Below are 16488 nucleotides of genomic sequence, written 5' to 3' on the forward strand. Positions count from 1 at the left end.
TAACTTACAGATGATAATATAAGTTAAAATTTAGTTAACGCAAGTTTAAAACTTGATGGAGTGAGCAAAATGGAAAAAGAGTGAAAACCGGGATGAGGGATACCCCGGTTGGCAGGATTAGACGTTAAAAGGAGAGGTGTTATCCAGCACTGCCTGAATTACGTTCAGCGCGCCCTGATGGTTGTTGTCGTCGGTCTGATAGCGAGCAATCGCTTTAATACTCTCTGCCGCGTTGGCCATGGCGAAAGAGTAGTGCGCCATTTTCAGCATTTCCGCGTCGTTGCCGCTATCGCCAATGGCGACTACGTTTTGCGGTGACAGGTTCCAGCGTTTAAGCAGGCGGCTGATCCCGTTGGCTTTATGTAAGCCCGGAATGATCAGATCGATAAACCCGAAGCCGCTGGTGACGGGCTTCATGATGCCGTCCAGCGCAGCATGCAGGTGATCGATAACCAATGGGATTTGTTGGTCCGGTAAATTTAGCGAGAACTTGAACAGCACATCGTCGATATCCTGATAATCTTTTACAGGTTTCAGGCGATGGTAGTGTTTTGACATCAATGCGACAAAGGACTCCGGCGCATTTTCGCTAACGTAAGCGCTTTGCAGCCCACAAGCCACAAAGTTGAGCTGCTTATCTTTTAGCAGTTCACTAATGACAATACGGGACTCGTGGCGGGTTAGCTCGCCGTGAAATAGCTGTTTGCCATGTTCAAAAACTAACGCCCCGTTCTCGGCGACAAAGGAAATTTCCTCTTTGAGCTCCGGGAAAAAGGAGATCAGCTGGTAATACTGGTTGCCGCTGGCCACGACAAATTCAATATTTCGTTTTTTTAGTTCCTGATACTGCGCCATAAAACGTGCACGATCGTATTTCTTGGCGTCGTCGAGAAAAGTTCCGTCCATATCGGTGACGATAACTTTGATGGTCATAAAGATAGGCTCCTGGCGATTACTGCAACCAGAAACATTCTAATAACAATGTGACCTGTAGCACAAATTTAATTTCGAATGAAAGTAAAAAGCCGGGTGGTAGCTTCGCCTTACCCGGCTACGGGGAGAATCGTTGTAGGCCGGATAAGCGTCAGCGCATCCGGCAATGGGGAGGGTAGCGTGCCGGATGGTGGTGCGGAATCTCATCCGGCCGACAATATTGTTTACAGCATATGTTCAGTACGCGCGATGATGTCGTCTTGCGCATCCGGAGAAAGCGCAGTGAAGAAGGCGGAATAACCTGCTACACGGACCACCAGGTCACGATATTGATCCGGGTGTTTTTTGGCTTCCAGCAGCGTTTCACGGGAGACAATGTTGTACTGAATATGCCAGCCTTTGTGCTCTTCGAAGAAGGTGCGCAGCAGGATCATCAGCTTTTGCTTATCGGATTCATTTTCCAGCGTGGCCGGGTTGAGCTTCTGATTTAACAGCACGCCGCCAAGAATCGAACCGGTCGGCAGTTTACCCACCGAACCAATTACCGCCGTTGGGCCGAGATGGTCCGTACCGGAAGCCGGACTGGCGCCTTCTGCCAGTGGAGTGTGTGCTTTACGGCCATCCGGCGTTGCCATCGTTGCTGCGCCAAAAGGCACGTTTGCAGAAATAGACGAGGTCCCGGCGTAGTAATTGCCGCCAACCGGGCCACGTCCGTAACGCGGATTATGATACTGTTTCAGTTCATCGATATAGGTCTGATAAGCGCGGGCCAGCAGCGTATCAACGCTATCGTCATCGTTACCGTATTTCGGCGCGCCGTTGATCAGTCGTTGGCGTAACTGCTCATGGGTCAGACCGTCAAAATCATCGGCCAGCGCGGCGGCCAGCTGTTGTTGACCGATAGCACCCTGTTCAAAGACCAGTTTCTTCACTGCAGCCAGGCTGTTACCGAGGTTGGCAATACCCACCTGCAAACCCGATACCCAGTCATACTTCGCGCCGCCTTGCTTAATGCTTTTCGCCCGCTCAATGCAGTCGTCTACCAGCGCGGAGCACAGAATATCGTGCACGTTCTCTTCCAGCATGGTATCGACGACATACTCAATTTCGATGGATTTACGCGTGTAGTAGCGGATCTGTGTATCCCAGGCGTCCATCACTTCGTCGAAATTGTTGAAGTTACCGGCTGAGAGCGCTTTTTCCTGTGGCAGAAAGACTTTGCCACTGGTGGCATCGCGCCCACCTTCCAGTGCCGCCAGCATCACGCGGGCAAAGTTAATAAAGCTCATGCCGGTGCAACGATAGCCCCATTTCCCGCCAACAGCGGTTTCGATACATCCAATAGCCGCATAGTCATAGGCGTCCTGCGGTTCAATGCCCAGCTTAATGAATTCCGGTATGACGATTTCATCGTTGTTAAAGGCGGGCATCCCGAAGCCGCAGCGGATCACCTGCACGCAGGCATCGAGGAAGTCATTACTCATCCCCGCGTGATAACGCACGCTCAGGTTTGGCTGCGTAGAACGCAGGCGGCCGCAGGACTCCAGAATGGCGTAGGAGAGCGGGTTGACGGCATCCATCGGCTGACCGTTGACCAGATTTTGACCACCAATGGTCACGTTCTGATACAGCGGACTGCCCGCCGAGGCTTTCGAATGGGAGCCGGAACGGATTTTGTTCACTTCCAGCAGTTTCAACCAGCAGCTGTGCAACAGTTCAATAGCGTGCTCACGATCAAGGCTCTGGTTCAGTTCGACGTCGCGACGATAGAATGGGTAGAGGTATTGATCCATACGACCAAACGACACCGAGTGACCGTTAGATTCAATTTGCAGGATCAACTGGATGAAATAGCACAGCTGCAGCGCCTGCCAGAATGTTTTTGGCGGCTCATGGGCGATAACATCACAGTTTTCCGCCATGGTCAGCAGTTCATCTCGACGACTGGCGCGAGTTTCTGTGGATGCCATTTTACGTGCTAGCGCGGCAAAGCGCTCAATGTGCAGGCTGACGGCCTCCAGCACGATATCTATCGCTTTCAGGAACTGATCGCCATGGAGGTCTTCCAGACATGTCAGATTGATGCGGGAGCGACGTTCATCGACTTTGTGACGCAGGCCGTCGAGACCTTTTTCCAGCAGCAGCGGGAAGTTTACCGCCAGGTGCGCGTCGCCGGAGGTCATGTTACCTTCGGCTTTGATAATGCCGGTTTCCAGCAGCCCTTTCTGCTCATCAGTGAACATCCCGTAGCAGCGATCCTGCACGGTTTGACCACGCCACCATGGGCACACCTCATGCAATACACGTTTGTTCTCTTCGCTTACCGCAAATCCTGCACCCGGTCTGTCGGCGAGGTCGTCGATCTCTTTTTCAATCCAGGAGACGGTGTATTCCGGGAAAATAGGCGCGGCACGCACTTCGCTTGCCTGGTTACCAATGATCAGTTCGTCATGTTTGATCCAGATGGTGCGTTCCGCCAGATGATGGGCTAGTGCCAGTGCGCGACGTACCGGGATAGGCTTATCCAGGTGTTGCTGATACATCTCGGTATAGTGCTGGGCGCGCTCGGTACAAACCGGTGGTTTCACGATGTGGATCAGGGCCGTTTTATGTGCTTTGATACGGTCGCTGAGTGTGTCCAGTTTCAGAGTGGTCATGGCGATTATCCTCGTAGGGTCGCGGTTAAACCTTTAAGGCTGGCGTACTGCTGGGCAAATTCGAGCAGTGCTGGCGCATCAAGCGGTTTATCCGGTGCGTTGTAGGGTTGACTGAGTAAGTGGTATTTGTTGATGCCCAGGGTGTGGTAGGGCAAGAAATGGATCTCACCGACGTGAAGCTCATCGGCGGCAAAATCGGTAATGGCCTGAATAGCAGCTTCGTCTGCGTTGAATCCCTGAATCAGCGGTACGCGGATAATCATTTTTTTACCGGCGGCAGCCAGCTTTTTTAGATTTTCCAGCACGCGAGAGGCACGCCCATCGGTCCATTGTTTAAACGGCGCATCCGCCACGTGTTTTAGATCGGCCAGAAATAGATCGACGTCAGGTAATGATGGTTCAATATACTTCCACGGGACATGCAGACAGGTTTCCACTGCGGTATGAATGCCGGCGTCGTGGCTGGCCTTGAGTAACGCTGCCGCCAGCTCTGGCTGCATAAACGGTTCGCCGCCGGACAGGGTGAGGCCCCCTCCGCTGCGATCGTAAAACGGTTTATCACGCAATACGGTCGCCATGATGTCGTCCACGCTTTTTACCTCTCCACAGACGGTTAGCGCCTGCGTTGGACAGCAGTGGGTCAGCGCTGCGAGGACGTCATCGGTCAGTTTTTCGCGATGAATAAGTAATCCGCCCAGCGCCCGTTCAATCACCGCGGGTGCAGCCTGAGCACAGAGATCGCAACCGTCAAGGCACAAACGCGCGTCATAAAGCAGGTCCTGCGTGCGGGCGCGGCTTTCCGGATTCTGGCACCACCGACAGCCCAGGGAGCATCCCTTAAGGAACACCACAGTACGGATCCCGGGGCCATCATGCGTGGAGTAGCGCTGGATATTGAAAATCATAAGCGACCTCTTTTCTTTCGTATAAAGATTAAATTACTTTCGAATGAAAGTTATATTGACATGCGTCAACTAACCGTGAGGTTTCGCCGTGCTACCTTTTATTCATGCTAATTATTCGTTTGAGGAAAGCTTATGGAACTCTATTTAGATACGTCTGATGTTGATGCGGTAAAAGCTCTGGCGCGCATTTTCCCGCTGGCAGGGGTGACCACTAATCCGAGCATTGTGGCGGCAGGGAACCAGACGCTGGAAGTACTACTGCCGCAACTGCAGGAGGCGACGGGAGGGCAAGGGCGTCTGTTTGCTCAGGTGATGGCGACCACCGCCGAAGGGATGGTCAGCGATGCGCGTAAGCTGCGGGCAATCATTTCTAATATCGTGGTCAAAGTGCCGGTGACAGCAGAAGGTCTGGCGGCTATAAAATTGCTGAAAGAAGAAGGGATCCCGACGTTGGGTACTGCGGTATACGGTGCAGCTCAAGGGTTATTGGCTGCTCTGGCGGGTGCGGAATACGTTGCGCCATATGTTAACCGCGTGGATGCGCAAGGAGGGGATGGCATCCAGACGGTGACCGACCTGCAGACGTTACTGAAAATGCATGCCCCGCACGCCAAAGTACTGGCAGCCAGTTTTAAAACACCGCGTCAGGCGCTGGATTGTCTGCTCGCGGGCTGCGAGTCCATCACGCTACCGCTGGATGTTGCTCAGCAGATGATTAGCTCTCCGGCAGTTGATGCTGCCGTCGCGAAGTTTGAGCACGACTGGCAGAGTGCATTTGGACGCACGTCGATCTGATGCTGTTGCCGGATGGCGCTAACGCTTACCCGGCCTACGTTGGAGCCGTTGTAGGTCGGGTAAGGCGAAGCCGCCACCCGACTTTTTTACTGCCCGCAAACCTCACACCCCGGGTTGCGCATTAGCTTCATTTCGCGAAACTGGCAGGTCATGGCGTCGTACATGACGATTTTTCCAGACGCCGGTTTACCATAGTTTGCCAGCAACTTAATGGCCTCCATCGCCTGTAACGAGCCAATCACGCCGATCAGCGGGGCCATCACTCCTGCCTCGACGCAGGTCAGGGCGTTTTCACCGAACAGACGACTCAGGCAACGGTAGCATGGCTCTCCTTCCTGATACGTAAAGACGGTAATTTGTCCTTCCATGCGAATTGCCGCCCCAGAAACCAACGGAACCCTGGCGGCGAAGCATCCGGCATTCAGCTGATTGCGGATGCTGACGTTATCCGTACAGTCCAGCACCAAATCGTGCTCGGCGATCAGCGCGTGAATCTGGTTTTCTTCCAGCAGCGCATTCACTGGCGTAATGGCGATGTAAGGGTTAATCCGCGCCAGTGCGTCGCGGGCGGAGAGCACTTTGGGCTGTCCAACGGTCGTATCGCTGTGCAGCGTCTGGCGTTGGAGGTTCGACACGGAGACCGTGTCAAAGTCGAGCAGGGTTAAATGCCCGACGCCAGCGCCCGCAAGGTACTGGGTTGCTGCGCATCCCAGCCCCCCCAGACCAACGACCAGTACCCGCGCATCTTTGAGCGCTTCCTGACCTTCGAAATCGAAGCCGCGCAGAATGATTTGCCGGTTATAGCGCATCATCTCCTGGTCGCTGAGTTCTGCCATTACAGGCCTCCAAACAGTGCGTTAAACGGCTCGACCTCAACCCATTCTCCGGCCTCAACGTTACCGCGATCGCGCTCCAGCACGATAAAGCAGTTGCCCTGGCTAAAGGAGCTAAAAATATGCGAGCCCTGGTGTCCGGTGGTGGTGACTTCCAGTTCGCCTTCCGCAGTACGCTGCAATACACCACGTTGAAAATCCAGACGCCCTGGCGTTTTCTTCAGGCGTGAGGCGGTGCGCACGCGCTGGCGCGGAGGTAACCCACAGGCGGTGTTTCCGCTGAGTTTCGCCAGCAGCGGTTGCACCAGCTGATAAAAGGTGAGGGCCGCAGACACCGGGTTACCCGGCAGGCCGCAAAACCAGCTGTTGCTCAGTTTACCAAACGCGAACGGTTTACCGGGTTTGATGGCAAGCTTCCAGAAGGCAATTTCTCCCAGCTCTTCCAGAATGGTTTTGGTGTAATCCGCTTCGCCTACCGAAACGCCGCCAGAGCTGATGACGACGTCGGCCTGGCTGTCGGCTTCGATAAATGCGGCTCGCAGCGCGTTGGGATCGTCGCGAATAATTCCTAAGTTGATCACTTCGCAGCCCAACTGCTGCAGCATCAGGTGAACGGTCAGACGGTTTGTGTCATAAATCTGCCCGTCGCCCAGCGGTTGACCCGGCAGTTGCAGCTCATCACCGGTGGAGAACAACGCCACGCGAACTTTGCGAACGACCGGTACTTCGGCAATGCCGAGTGAGGCCAGAACCGGAAGCTCGGCGGTTGTCAGACGAGTTCCGGTGGGGAATACCACCGCGCCGTTTGCGATATCTTCACCGCGCAGACGAATATTTTGTCCGCTGCGGACCTCGGCGGTAAAACGCACACCGTCGTCAGTTTGTTCCGTTTGCTCCTGCATCACCACCGCTTCACAACCGGCAGGCACCGGGGCACCGGTCATAATGCGGATGCAGGTTCCCGCAGGCCACTCGCCGTGGAATGGTTGACCAGCAAAGGCTTTGCCAGCCACCGCAAGAGGCTGGTCTGATTGTAAATCGGCTAATCGCACCGCATAGCCATCCATTGCCGAGTTATCGAATCCCGGCACATCAATCGGGGAGATGACGTCGGTGGCCAGAATGCGGCCAAAGCATTGAACCAGCGGCAGCGTTTCGACGGCGGTGAGTGGGGTAATACGCGAAAGCATCTGAGAGAGAGCCGTTTCAAGCGGCATCAGTCCGGCGGTAAATTCCATGAGAAGACTCCTGCGGGGCAAAATCGAATCTGCTCATTATGTCAGAAAATGGACGCGGACAGTATGCTACCTCAGGCTTAGGATCCGATCTGAGACAGGTTTTCTGCCAGAGAATAGCGCTACAGGAAAAATGCAGTATAGACTCATTATTTCTGCTTTTTTCCAGGAGGCTAAATGGCTGCGATTATCCCAAATTCAATTCGACAACAGGTGAATGCCGCCAGTGCACTGATTGCGCGGATTATCGAGGGCGACCTGGTTGCTGTTCATTTGTATGGCTCTGCTGTTGAAGGTGGCTTAAAGCCCCAAAGCGATATCGATTTACTGGTTACCATTAGGCAGCCACTGAATACCCGGCAAAGAAAAGATCTGATGCAGGGTTTTCTGGAAATATCAGCACCGCCTGGCAGCGTTGATAACTATCGGGCGCTGGAAGTGACCATCGTGGTCTATTCACAACTTGTGCCGTGGCGATTCCCTCCGGCGAGAGAGATGCAGTTTGGCGAATGGTTGCGTGATGATATCTGCGCTGGCGTGTATGAACCGGCGCAGGTGGATCCTGATCTTTCCATCCTGCTGACCCAGGCCCGGCGCGCCAGCGTAGCGTTGTTCGGTGAACCCGCTGAGACGTTATTCAACGTCATCCCTTTTAGCGATGTCGTGCAAACATTTCGGCATATCCTTGATATGTGGCAGAAACCGGGCGATTTAGAGGGTGACGAGCGAAATATCATCCTTACTCTGGCGCGTATTTGGTACAGCGTAGTTACGGGCAATATTGTCGCTAAAGATGAAGCCGCCTCCTGGCTTATACCGCAATTACCCGATGAGTATGCGGATACGCTGCAAGCCGCACGTGCGGAATACCTGGGGTTAACCAAAAAGAACTGGACTGCGTCTATGCCGTCTGTTGAACGCTTTGTGTTTTATGCAAAAAAACAGATTGCCGATCGGCTTGAATAATATATTCAACGATGTTGGAAGATACACTTTCTGTTTAACTCATTTAAATAACCTGATGGGATGGGGCGTGAGGTACGGGCCTTTACCTTTACATGACGTCTGCATCTTTCTATATTCAAAAATCGAATCAATAAGTCACAGAAATTCTGATATTTATAACCCCGGTACCTGCCACCTAATGGACGAAAAAAATGGGTAAAGCAGTCATTGCAATTCACGGCGGCGCAGGGGCTATCACCCGTTCGCAGCTGAGTCAGGAGCAAGAGTTGCGTTATATTCAGGCGCTGTCGGATATCGTTGAAACCGGCCAGCGGATGCTAGAGGACGGTCGTAGCGCACTGGATGTGGTGACCGAAGCCGTGCGCTTACTGGAAGAGTGTCCGTTGTTTAATGCCGGAATTGGCGCGGTATATACCCGTGATGAAACCCATGAACTGGATGCCTGCGTGATGGACGGTAACACGCTTAATGCGGGAGCCGTCGCCGGAGTCAGCCATTTACGCAATCCGATTCTCGCGGCGCGCCTGGTAATGGAACACAGCCCACACGTCATGATGATAGGTGAAGGGGCTGAGAACTTTGCCATTGCGCAGGGTATGGAACGCGTATCAGCGGATATTTTCTCTACGCCAGAACGCTATGCTCAACTGCTGGCGGCGCGAACAGCGGGTGAAACGGTGCTGGACCATAGCGCGAGCCCGCTGGATGAAAACAACAAAATGGGTACCGTGGGGGCGGTCGCGTTAGATATGTTTGGCAATCTGGCGGCCGCAACATCGACCGGTGGAATGACCAACAAATTACCGGGGCGGGTGGGTGACAGTCCGTTGGTTGGCGCAGGCTGTTATGCCAATAACGCAAGTGTGGCAGTCTCCTGCACCGGAACCGGGGAAGTCTTTATTCGTGCGCTGGCGGCCTATGACATTGCGGCGTTGATGGATTACGGCGGCCTGAGTTTATCGGAGGCGTGTGAACGCGTAGTAATGGAAAAATTACCGGCGCTCGGTGGCAGCGGCGGTTTAATTGCTATCGATCATGAGGGCAATGTCGCCTTGCCGTTTAATAGCGAAGGCATGTACCGCGCCTGGGGATACGCAGGCGATACGCCAACCACCGGTATTTATCGGGAAAAAGGAGATAGCGTTGCCACACAGTGATGAGCTTGATGCCAGCGACGTGCTGGCAGTCAACAATCTGAATATTGCCTTTGAACAGGAGCAGCAGCGCGTCAGTGCGGTGCGCAATCTGTCATTTCGCCTGAAGCGTGGCGAAACGCTGGCGATCGTGGGCGAATCCGGTTCAGGAAAATCGGTAACAGCCTTGTCGCTGATGCGTCTGATTGAACAGGCCGGCGGCGAGGTGAGCTGCGATGAAATGCTGCTACGACGCCGTAACCGACAGGTTATTGAGCTGGGTGAACAGAGCGCATCACAAATGCGTCACGTGCGCGGTGCGGATATCGCGATGATCTTCCAGGAGCCTATGACATCGCTCAATCCGGTGTTTACCGTGGGCGAACAGATTGCCGAGTCTATACGCTTGCACCAGGGCGCCAGCCATGAAGAGGCGATGGTAGAAGCGAAGCGAATGCTCGATCAGGTGCGAATCCCCGAGGCGAAGGCGATTTTATCGCGATATCCACACCAGCTTTCCGGCGGTATGCGCCAGCGGGTGATGATCGCCATGGCACTGTCGTGTCGCCCTGCGGTTTTAATTGCCGATGAGCCGACGACCGCGCTGGATGTCACCATTCAGGCGCAGATCCTGCAACTAATAAAAGTGTTGCAGCAGGATATGTCGATGGGAGTGATCTTCATTACCCACGATATGGGCGTCGTGGCGGATATTGCCGACCGCGTGCTGGTGATGTATCAGGGCGAGGCGGTAGAAACCGGCAGCGTTGAACAGATTTTTCACAATCCCCAGCATCCCTATACCAAAGCGCTGTTGGCTGCCGTGCCGCAGCTTGGGGCGATGAACGGGCATGAGCTTCCACGCCGTTTCCCGCTTATTTCATTGCACGATCCCAGTCATGTAGAACCGCAGACCGAGCAGGACACCGTGGTTGAAGGCGAGCCTATTCTGCGGGTACGAAATTTGGTGACGCGTTTTCCTCTGCGCAGCGGCATTCTAAATCGCGTGACTCGCGAGGTGCATGCAGTGGAAAACGTCAGTTTTGACCTGTGGCCGGGAGAAACGCTCTCGCTGGTGGGGGAGTCAGGCTGCGGGAAATCCACCACCGGGCGGGCGCTGCTGCGCCTGGTTGAGTCTCAGCGTGGGGAAATCATTTTCAACGGACAGCGTATTGATACCCTTGCTGCCAGCAAGTTGCAGCCGCTGCGTCGGGATATTCAGTTTATCTTCCAGGATCCGTATGCCTCGCTCGATCCGCGCCAGACTGTGGGATATTCCATTCTGGAGCCGCTACGAGTACATGGGTTATTGCAGGGCGATGCGGGGTCAAAACGGGTTGCATGGTTGTTGGAACGTGTAGGCTTGCTACCTGAGCATGCCTGGCGCTATCCGCATGAGTTTTCCGGCGGTCAGCGTCAGCGTATCTGTATTGCACGGGCATTGGCGCTCAATCCCAAAGTGATTATTGCCGATGAATCTGTCTCGGCGCTGGATGTTTCAATTCGTGGGCAAATCATCAACCTGATGCTCGACCTGCAGCGAGAATTGGGTATCGCATATCTGTTTATTTCCCACGATATGGCGGTAGTGGAACGGATCAGTCACCGTGTGGCGGTGATGTATCTGGGGCAGATCGTTGAGATAGGCACCCGGCGGGCGGTGTTTGAAAATCCGCAACATCCGTACACTCGCAAGCTGATGGCGGCAGTTCCGGTCGCCGATCCATCCCATCACCGTCCCCAGCGCGTGCTGTTGTCGGACGATATCCCCAGCAATATTCGCAAACGTGGCGAAGAGATTTCCCCCGTTTCGCTCCAGTTAGTTGGTCCGGGGCATTATGTTGCGCGTGGGCAACCAGAAAATGCGCTTTCGCGTTTATAACAGGCAGGCAGGGTTTAAGGAGAATAACATGACAAAAATTGTTGCTCGAAAATGGCTGGTTGCTGTGGGAGTGGTCTCTGCACTGGCCGCATCGCCTGGCTGGGCCGCCAAAGATGTGGTGGTGGCGGTGGGATCCAATTTCACGACGCTCGACCCCTATGACGCGAATGACACGTTGTCGCAGGCGGTAGCGAAGTCGTTTTATCAGGGGTTGTTTGGCCTTGATAAAGAGATGAAACTGAAAAATGTGCTCGCGGAGAGTTATACGGTTTCTGATGATGGGCTGACCTATACCCTTAAGCTGCGTCAGGGGGTGAAGTTTCAGGATGGCACCGACTTCAACGCCGATGCGGTTAAAGCTAACCTCGATCGGGCCAGTAACCCGGAAAACCATCTGAAACGTTACAACCTGTATAAGAATATCGATAAAACCGAAGTCGTCGATCCGTCGACGGTGAAGATTACGCTGAAACAGCCGTTCTCTGCCTTTATCAATATTCTGGCGCACCCGGCAACGGTGATGATTTCTCCCGCCGCGCTGGAGAAATACGGTAAGGAGATCGGTTTCCATCCTGTGGGGACCGGGCCGTACCAGCTTGATACCTGGAATCAGACGGATTTTGTGAAGGTTAAGAAGTTCGCGGGCTACTGGCAGCAAGGGCTGCCAAAGCTGGATACGATTACCTGGCGTCCGGTGACCGACAACAACACGCGTGCAGCCATGCTACAAACTGGGGAAGCGCAGTTTGCCTTCCCAATCCCTTACGAGCAGGCGGCGTTACTGGCGAAGAACAAAAACCTGGAACTGGTGGCCAGTCCGTCTATTATGCAGCGTTATATCAGCATGAACGTCACGCAAAAACCGTTCGACAACCCAAAAGTGCGTGAAGCGCTGAACTATGCCATCAACCGCCAGGCGCTGGTGAAAGTGGCTTTTGCTGGTTACGCGACGCCGGCAACCGGCGTTCTCCCCCCGTCGATAGCCTATGCGCAAAGCTATACGCCGTGGCCCTACGACCCGGCGAAAGCGCGCGAACTGCTGAAAGAAGCAGGTTATCCGAACGGTTTTACCACTACGCTATGGTCTTCGCATAACCACAGTACCGCGCAGAAAGTGCTGCAATTTACCCAGCAGCAGCTGGCGCAGGTGGGCATTAAGGCTCAGGTTACAGCGATGGATGCTGGTCAGCGCGCCGCGGAAGTTGAAGGGAAGGCGCAGAAAGAGAGCGGGGTACGGATGTTCTACACCGGCTGGTCGGCGTCTACGGGTGAAGCTGACTGGGCGCTGTCACCGCTGTTTGCATCACAAAACTGGCCGCCAACTCTGTTTAACACGGCGTTCTACAGCAATAAGCAGGTGGACAGTGATTTATCGGCAGCGTTGCAAACTAACGATCCGGCGCAGAAAGCGAAGCTGTACAAAGACGCGCAGGATATTATCTGGAAAGAGTCGCCGTGGATCCCGCTGGTAGTGGAAAAACTGATTTCGGCGCACAGCACCAGGTTGACCGGATTCTGGATCATGCCGGATACCGGATTTAGCTTTGATGATGCGGATTTAAAATAAGCTATTCATTCGGCCCCGCAGCCCAGGGGCCGGCGAAGGGAGCGTGATGCTTAACTATGTTTTCAAGCGCCTGCTGGGGTTGATTCCAACTCTGTTGATTGTTGCGGTGCTGGTATTTTTATTTGTTCATCTGCTACCCGGCGATCCGGCCCGGCTGATTGCCGGACCGGAAGCTGACGCCGAGGTGATTGAACTGGTGCGCAAGCAGCTGGGTCTGGACCAGCCGCTGCATGTTCAGTTCTGGCATTACATGACCAACGTGTTGCAAGGCGATTTTGGCACGTCGATGGTTTCTCGTCGCCCGGTTTCTGAAGAGATAGCCAGTCGTTTTATGCCATCACTATGGCTGACTATTGCCAGTATGGCGTGGGCGGTATTGTTTGGTATGACGGCGGGGATCATTGCTGCCGTATGGCGAAATCGTTGGCCGGACAGATTAAGCATGACGCTGGCGGTCACCGGGATCTCGTTCCCGGCGTTTGCGCTTGGCATGCTGCTGATGCAGATATTCTCCGTTGAGCTCGGTTGGTTACCCACCGTTGGCGCTGACACCTGGATGCACTATATCCTCCCGTCTATTACGCTGGGCGCGGCGGTGGCTGCGGTGTTAGCCCGATTTACTCGCGCCTCGTTTGTTGATGTGCTCAGCGAAGATTATATGCGTACCGCGCGGGCTAAAGGGGTGAGTGAAACCTGGGTGGTGTTAAAACATGGTCTGCGTAATGCGATGATCCCGGTGGTCACCATGATGGGACTACAGTTTGGCTTTTTGCTTGGTGGATCAATCGTGGTTGAGAAGGTGTTCAACTGGCCTGGGCTTGGGCGACTGTTGGTGGACTCCGTCGAAATGCGCGACTACCCGGTGATTCAGGCCGAGGTACTGTTGTTTTCTCTGGAATTTATTCTTATTAACTTAGTGGTGGATGTGCTCTACGCTGCCATTAATCCGGCTATCAGGTACAAGTAAGGATGCGATTTTTTAACTGGCGCCGACAGGCGATTTTAAATGCGATGCCCCTTGTTAAGCCAGAGCAGATACGCACACCGTGGCATGAGTTCTGGCGTCGGTTCCGTCGACAGCACATGGCGATGGTCGCTGGGCTGTTTGTATTGCTCCTGATCATGGTGGCGATTTTTGCCCGCTGGCTGACGCCATTTGATGCCGAGAATTACTTCGATTATGACCGTTTGAATGATGGGCCGTCGATGCTGCATTGGTTTGGCGTTGACTCACTGGGACGGGATATTTTTAGCCGCGTGCTGGTTGGCGCGCAAATCTCGCTGGCGGCAGGGGTCTTTGCCGTGTTTATTGGCGCGGCGATTGGTACGGTACTGGGGCTGCTGGCGGGATACTACGAAGGCTGGTGGGATCGACTGATCATGCGAATCTGCGATGTGCTGTTCGCCTTTCCGGGGATATTGCTGGCGATAGCCGTGGTCGCCGTGCTGGGCAGCGGAATTGCTAATGTGATCATTGCCGTGGCCATTTTCTCCATTCCAGCCTTCGCGCGCCTGGTGCGCGGGAATACGCTGGTGCTGAAGCAACAGACGTTTATTGAGTCTGCGCGCAGTATTGGTGCCAGCGATGCGACCATCATCTTCAACCATATTCTGCCTGGAACGGTCTCATCGATCGTGGTCTTCTTTACCATGCGAATTGGTACGTCGATTATCTCTGCCGCGAGCTTGTCATTCCTGGGATTAGGCGCACAGCCGCCGACGCCGGAGTGGGGGGCAATGCTTAATGAAGCGCGCGCTGATATGGTGATCGCGCCGCACGTGGCGATTTTCCCGGCGGTAGCGATATTCCTGACGGTGCTGGCGTTTAACTTACTGGGAGATGGTCTGCGCGACGCGCTGGACCCGAAAATTAAAGGGTAAACCGTAGGCCTGATAAGACGCTTCAGCGTCGCCATCAGGCATTGCCGGATGCGGCATAAATGCCTTATCCGGCCTACGTTGGGTTACGCTAATTAAACGCGGGTGCCCCACAGATCGTATTCATCTGCGTTTTCGACCTTCACGCGGATGATATCGCCAGGTTTCACCTTGGTTTCACCATTCAGGTATACCGCGCCGTCGATTTCTGGAGCATCAGCCATGCTACGACCAATTGCGCCTTCTTCGTCAACTTCATCAACGATAACCAGAATCTCGCGGCCCACTTTCTCCTGCAAACGTTCAGCAGAGATCTGCTGCTGCAATTGCATAAAGCGGTTCCAGCGTTCTTCTTTCACCTCTTCCGGGATTTGATCCGGCAGGTCATTAGCGCCAGCGCCTTCTACCGGGCTGTATTTAAAGCAGCCCACGCGATCCAGACGCGCTTCCTTCAGGAAGTCGAGCAACATCTGGAAGTCTTCTTCCGTTTCACCCGGGAAACCAACAATGAAGGTGGAGCGCAGCGTCAGTTCAGGGCAGATTTCACGCCACTGCTTGATGCGCGCCAGCTGTCTGTCCACGGAGCCCGGGCGTTTCATCAGTTTAAGAATACGCGGGCTGGCATGCTGTAACGGGATGTCCAGATACGGCAGGATTTTGCCTTCCGCCATCAGCGGGATCACATCATCAACGTGCGGGTAAGGGTAGACGTAATGGAGGCGCGTCCAGATCCCCAGTTTTGATAACTGTTCGCACAGATCAACCATGCTGGTTTTGACCGGCTCGCCGTTATGGAAACCGGTACGATGCTTCACATCTACACCGTAAGCAGAGGTATCCTGGGAGATTACCAGAATCTCTTTCACGCCCGCATCGACCAGACGCTTGGCTTCGCTGAGGACGTCGCCAATCGGACGGCTCACCAGATCGCCGCGCATGGATGGAATAATGCAGAACGTGCAGCGGTGGTTACAGCCCTCGGAAATCTTCAGATAGGCGTAATGGCGAGGAGTCAGCTTAACGCCCTGCTCAGGAACCAGGCTCTGGAACGGGTTGTGTTTTGGTTTTGGCACATAGTGGTGAACGTGCTCCAGAACCTGTTCATAGCTATGCGGCCCGGTGATTTCCAGTACCTTCGGGTGGACTTCACGGATCTGATCGACTTTCGCGCCCAGACAGCCGGTGACAATCACCTTACCGTTCTCATTCAGCGCTTCGCCAATTGCTTCCAGGGACTCCTGAACCGCACTGTCGATAAAGCCGCAGGTATTAACGATAACCATATCCGCGTCGTCGTAGCTTGGCACAACATCATAGCCTTCGGTACGAAGTTCGGTCAGGATGCGCTCAGAATCGACGAGGTTTTTCGGACAACCTAGTGATATAAAACCAATTTTTGCCATTTTCTTATACTGTACATTGCTCGTAATCGGGGGATTATACAGATGCCTTCACGGTACATCTATATCTGATCAGCATAAGACGGAGAGAATAAAGAGCGATACCTATAAAGAGTAGATCGGTCAGTGAAAGGTGTTTAGTGAGTCTAATTCCGGCTTTAAGTGCCGCTTCTTGGCTATAGACACTCATTATCGTAAATTTTATCTCGTCGAGCGTTACTAATGAGGTTTAATTTGAAAGATATTGTTTTGAAGTCGAAACTTGAAATGGCTAAAACTCTTTATGCTAATGGTGTGAGTTTAT

The 16488-nt window shown here is 53.8% G+C and carries 13 protein-coding genes; 7 read left to right on the forward strand and 6 right to left on the reverse strand.

The annotated features are described in order from the left end of the window. Nucleotides 1-117: 117 nt before the first annotated feature. From OGY71_RS19545 to OGY71_RS19555, 3 genes are all read right to left on the reverse strand, one after another. On the reverse strand, nt 118-933 hold the full coding sequence (locus OGY71_RS19545; protein WP_257661523.1) for a Cof-type HAD-IIB family hydrolase: 816 nt from the start codon (nt 931-933) through the stop codon (nt 118-120). Nucleotides 934-1157: 224 nt separating this feature from the next. After that, nucleotides 1158-3590 carry a glycyl radical protein gene (locus OGY71_RS19550; protein ID WP_003831600.1) on the reverse strand — a complete coding sequence of 811 codons (2433 nt, stop codon included), beginning with the start codon at nt 3588-3590 and terminating at the stop codon, nt 1158-1160. Between the two features lie 5 nt (nt 3591-3595). Further along, nucleotides 3596-4495 carry a glycyl-radical enzyme activating protein gene (locus OGY71_RS19555; RefSeq protein WP_126956723.1) on the reverse strand — a complete coding sequence of 300 codons (900 nt, stop codon included), beginning with the start codon at nt 4493-4495 and terminating at the stop codon, nt 3596-3598. 132 nt (nt 4496-4627) lie between these two features. Between OGY71_RS19555 and fsa the strand changes: the two genes are divergently transcribed. After that, nucleotides 4628-5290: a fructose-6-phosphate aldolase gene (fsa, locus tag OGY71_RS19560; protein WP_063940650.1), complete on the forward strand. Its 663-nt coding sequence runs from the start codon at nt 4628-4630 to the stop codon at nt 5288-5290. A gap of 86 nt (nt 5291-5376) precedes the next feature. Here the strand turns inward: fsa and moeB are convergent, their stop codons facing one another. Both moeB and moeA read right to left on the reverse strand, forming a co-directional pair. Beyond that, on the reverse strand, nt 5377-6126 hold the full coding sequence (gene moeB / locus OGY71_RS19565; protein ID WP_063940649.1) for a molybdopterin-synthase adenylyltransferase MoeB: 750 nt from the start codon (nt 6124-6126) through the stop codon (nt 5377-5379). Further along, nucleotides 6126-7361 carry a molybdopterin molybdotransferase MoeA gene (gene moeA, locus OGY71_RS19570; protein ID WP_008784221.1) on the reverse strand — a complete coding sequence of 412 codons (1236 nt, stop codon included), beginning with the start codon at nt 7359-7361 and terminating at the stop codon, nt 6126-6128. The genes moeB and moeA overlap by 1 nt, the downstream gene beginning before the upstream one ends. Before the next feature lie 174 nt (nt 7362-7535). On the opposite strand from moeA, the gene OGY71_RS19575 reads away from it, so the two are divergent. The 6 genes from OGY71_RS19575 (at nt 7536) to gsiD (ending at nt 14787) form a co-directional block, all read left to right on the forward strand. Next, nucleotides 7536-8324: an aminoglycoside nucleotidyltransferase ANT9 gene (locus OGY71_RS19575; protein WP_003831605.1), complete on the forward strand. Its 789-nt coding sequence runs from the start codon at nt 7536-7538 to the stop codon at nt 8322-8324. Nucleotides 8325-8515: 191 nt separating this feature from the next. Continuing rightward, on the forward strand, nt 8516-9481 hold the full coding sequence (iaaA, locus tag OGY71_RS19580) for a beta-aspartyl-peptidase (protein WP_003836974.1): 966 nt from the start codon (nt 8516-8518) through the stop codon (nt 9479-9481). After that, nucleotides 9468-11339: a glutathione ABC transporter ATP-binding protein GsiA gene (gsiA, locus tag OGY71_RS19585; protein WP_003831607.1), complete on the forward strand. Its 1872-nt coding sequence runs from the start codon at nt 9468-9470 to the stop codon at nt 11337-11339. Before iaaA ends, gsiA begins: the two co-directional genes overlap by 14 nt. Before the next feature lie 28 nt (nt 11340-11367). Further along, on the forward strand, nt 11368-12906 hold the full coding sequence (gene gsiB / locus OGY71_RS19590; RefSeq protein ID WP_126318710.1) for a glutathione ABC transporter substrate-binding protein GsiB: 1539 nt from the start codon (nt 11368-11370) through the stop codon (nt 12904-12906). A gap of 46 nt (nt 12907-12952) precedes the next feature. Further along, nucleotides 12953-13873: a glutathione ABC transporter permease GsiC gene (gsiC, locus tag OGY71_RS19595; protein ID WP_048235754.1), complete on the forward strand. Its 921-nt coding sequence runs from the start codon at nt 12953-12955 to the stop codon at nt 13871-13873. Nucleotides 13874-13875: 2 nt separating this feature from the next. Further along, the gene (gene gsiD, locus OGY71_RS19600; protein ID WP_003831612.1) at nt 13876-14787 is read left to right on the forward strand and encodes a glutathione ABC transporter permease GsiD; all 912 of its coding nucleotides are present in this window, start codon (nt 13876-13878) and stop codon (nt 14785-14787) included. A 92-nt stretch (nt 14788-14879) separates the two neighbouring features. On the opposite strand, the gene rimO is transcribed toward gsiD, so the two are convergent. Beyond that, nucleotides 14880-16187 (reverse strand): 30S ribosomal protein S12 methylthiotransferase RimO, encoded by a 1308-nt coding sequence (gene rimO / locus OGY71_RS19605; protein WP_003831616.1) that lies wholly within the window; start codon nt 16185-16187, stop codon nt 14880-14882. Nucleotides 16188-16488: the final 301 nt, after the last annotated feature.

Source organism: Citrobacter sp. Cpo109, assembly GCF_030332565.1.
Classification (GTDB): domain Bacteria; phylum Pseudomonadota; class Gammaproteobacteria; order Enterobacterales; family Enterobacteriaceae; genus Citrobacter; species Citrobacter portucalensis.

Bases quoted from the DNA above. Each gene is read 5' to 3' on its own strand.
- OGY71_RS19575 (WP_003831605.1), top strand. From the start codon at position 7,536: ATGGCTGCGATTATCCCAAATTCAATTCGACAACAGGTGAATGCCGCC.
- gsiB (WP_126318710.1), top strand. From the start codon at position 11,368: ATGACAAAAATTGTTGCTCGAAAATGGCTGGTTGCTGTGGGAGTGGTC.
- rimO (WP_003831616.1), bottom strand. From the start codon at position 16,187: ATGGCAAAAATTGGTTTTATATCACTAGGTTGTCCGAAAAACCTCGTC.
- OGY71_RS19550 (WP_003831600.1), bottom strand. From the start codon at position 3,590: ATGACCACTCTGAAACTGGACACACTCAGCGACCGTATCAAAGCACAT.
- OGY71_RS19545 (WP_257661523.1), bottom strand. From the start codon at position 933: ATGACCATCAAAGTTATCGTCACCGATATGGACGGAACTTTTCTCGAC.
- moeA (WP_008784221.1), bottom strand. From the start codon at position 7,361: ATGGAATTTACCGCCGGACTGATGCCGCTTGAAACGGCTCTCTCTCAG.
- OGY71_RS19555 (WP_126956723.1), bottom strand. From the start codon at position 4,495: ATGATTTTCAATATCCAGCGCTACTCCACGCATGATGGCCCCGGGATC.
- moeB (WP_063940649.1), bottom strand. From the start codon at position 6,126: ATGGCAGAACTCAGCGACCAGGAGATGATGCGCTATAACCGGCAAATC.
- gsiC (WP_048235754.1), top strand. From the start codon at position 12,953: ATGCTTAACTATGTTTTCAAGCGCCTGCTGGGGTTGATTCCAACTCTG.
- iaaA (WP_003836974.1), top strand. From the start codon at position 8,516: ATGGGTAAAGCAGTCATTGCAATTCACGGCGGCGCAGGGGCTATCACC.
- gsiD (WP_003831612.1), top strand. From the start codon at position 13,876: ATGCGATTTTTTAACTGGCGCCGACAGGCGATTTTAAATGCGATGCCC.
- fsa (WP_063940650.1), top strand. From the start codon at position 4,628: ATGGAACTCTATTTAGATACGTCTGATGTTGATGCGGTAAAAGCTCTG.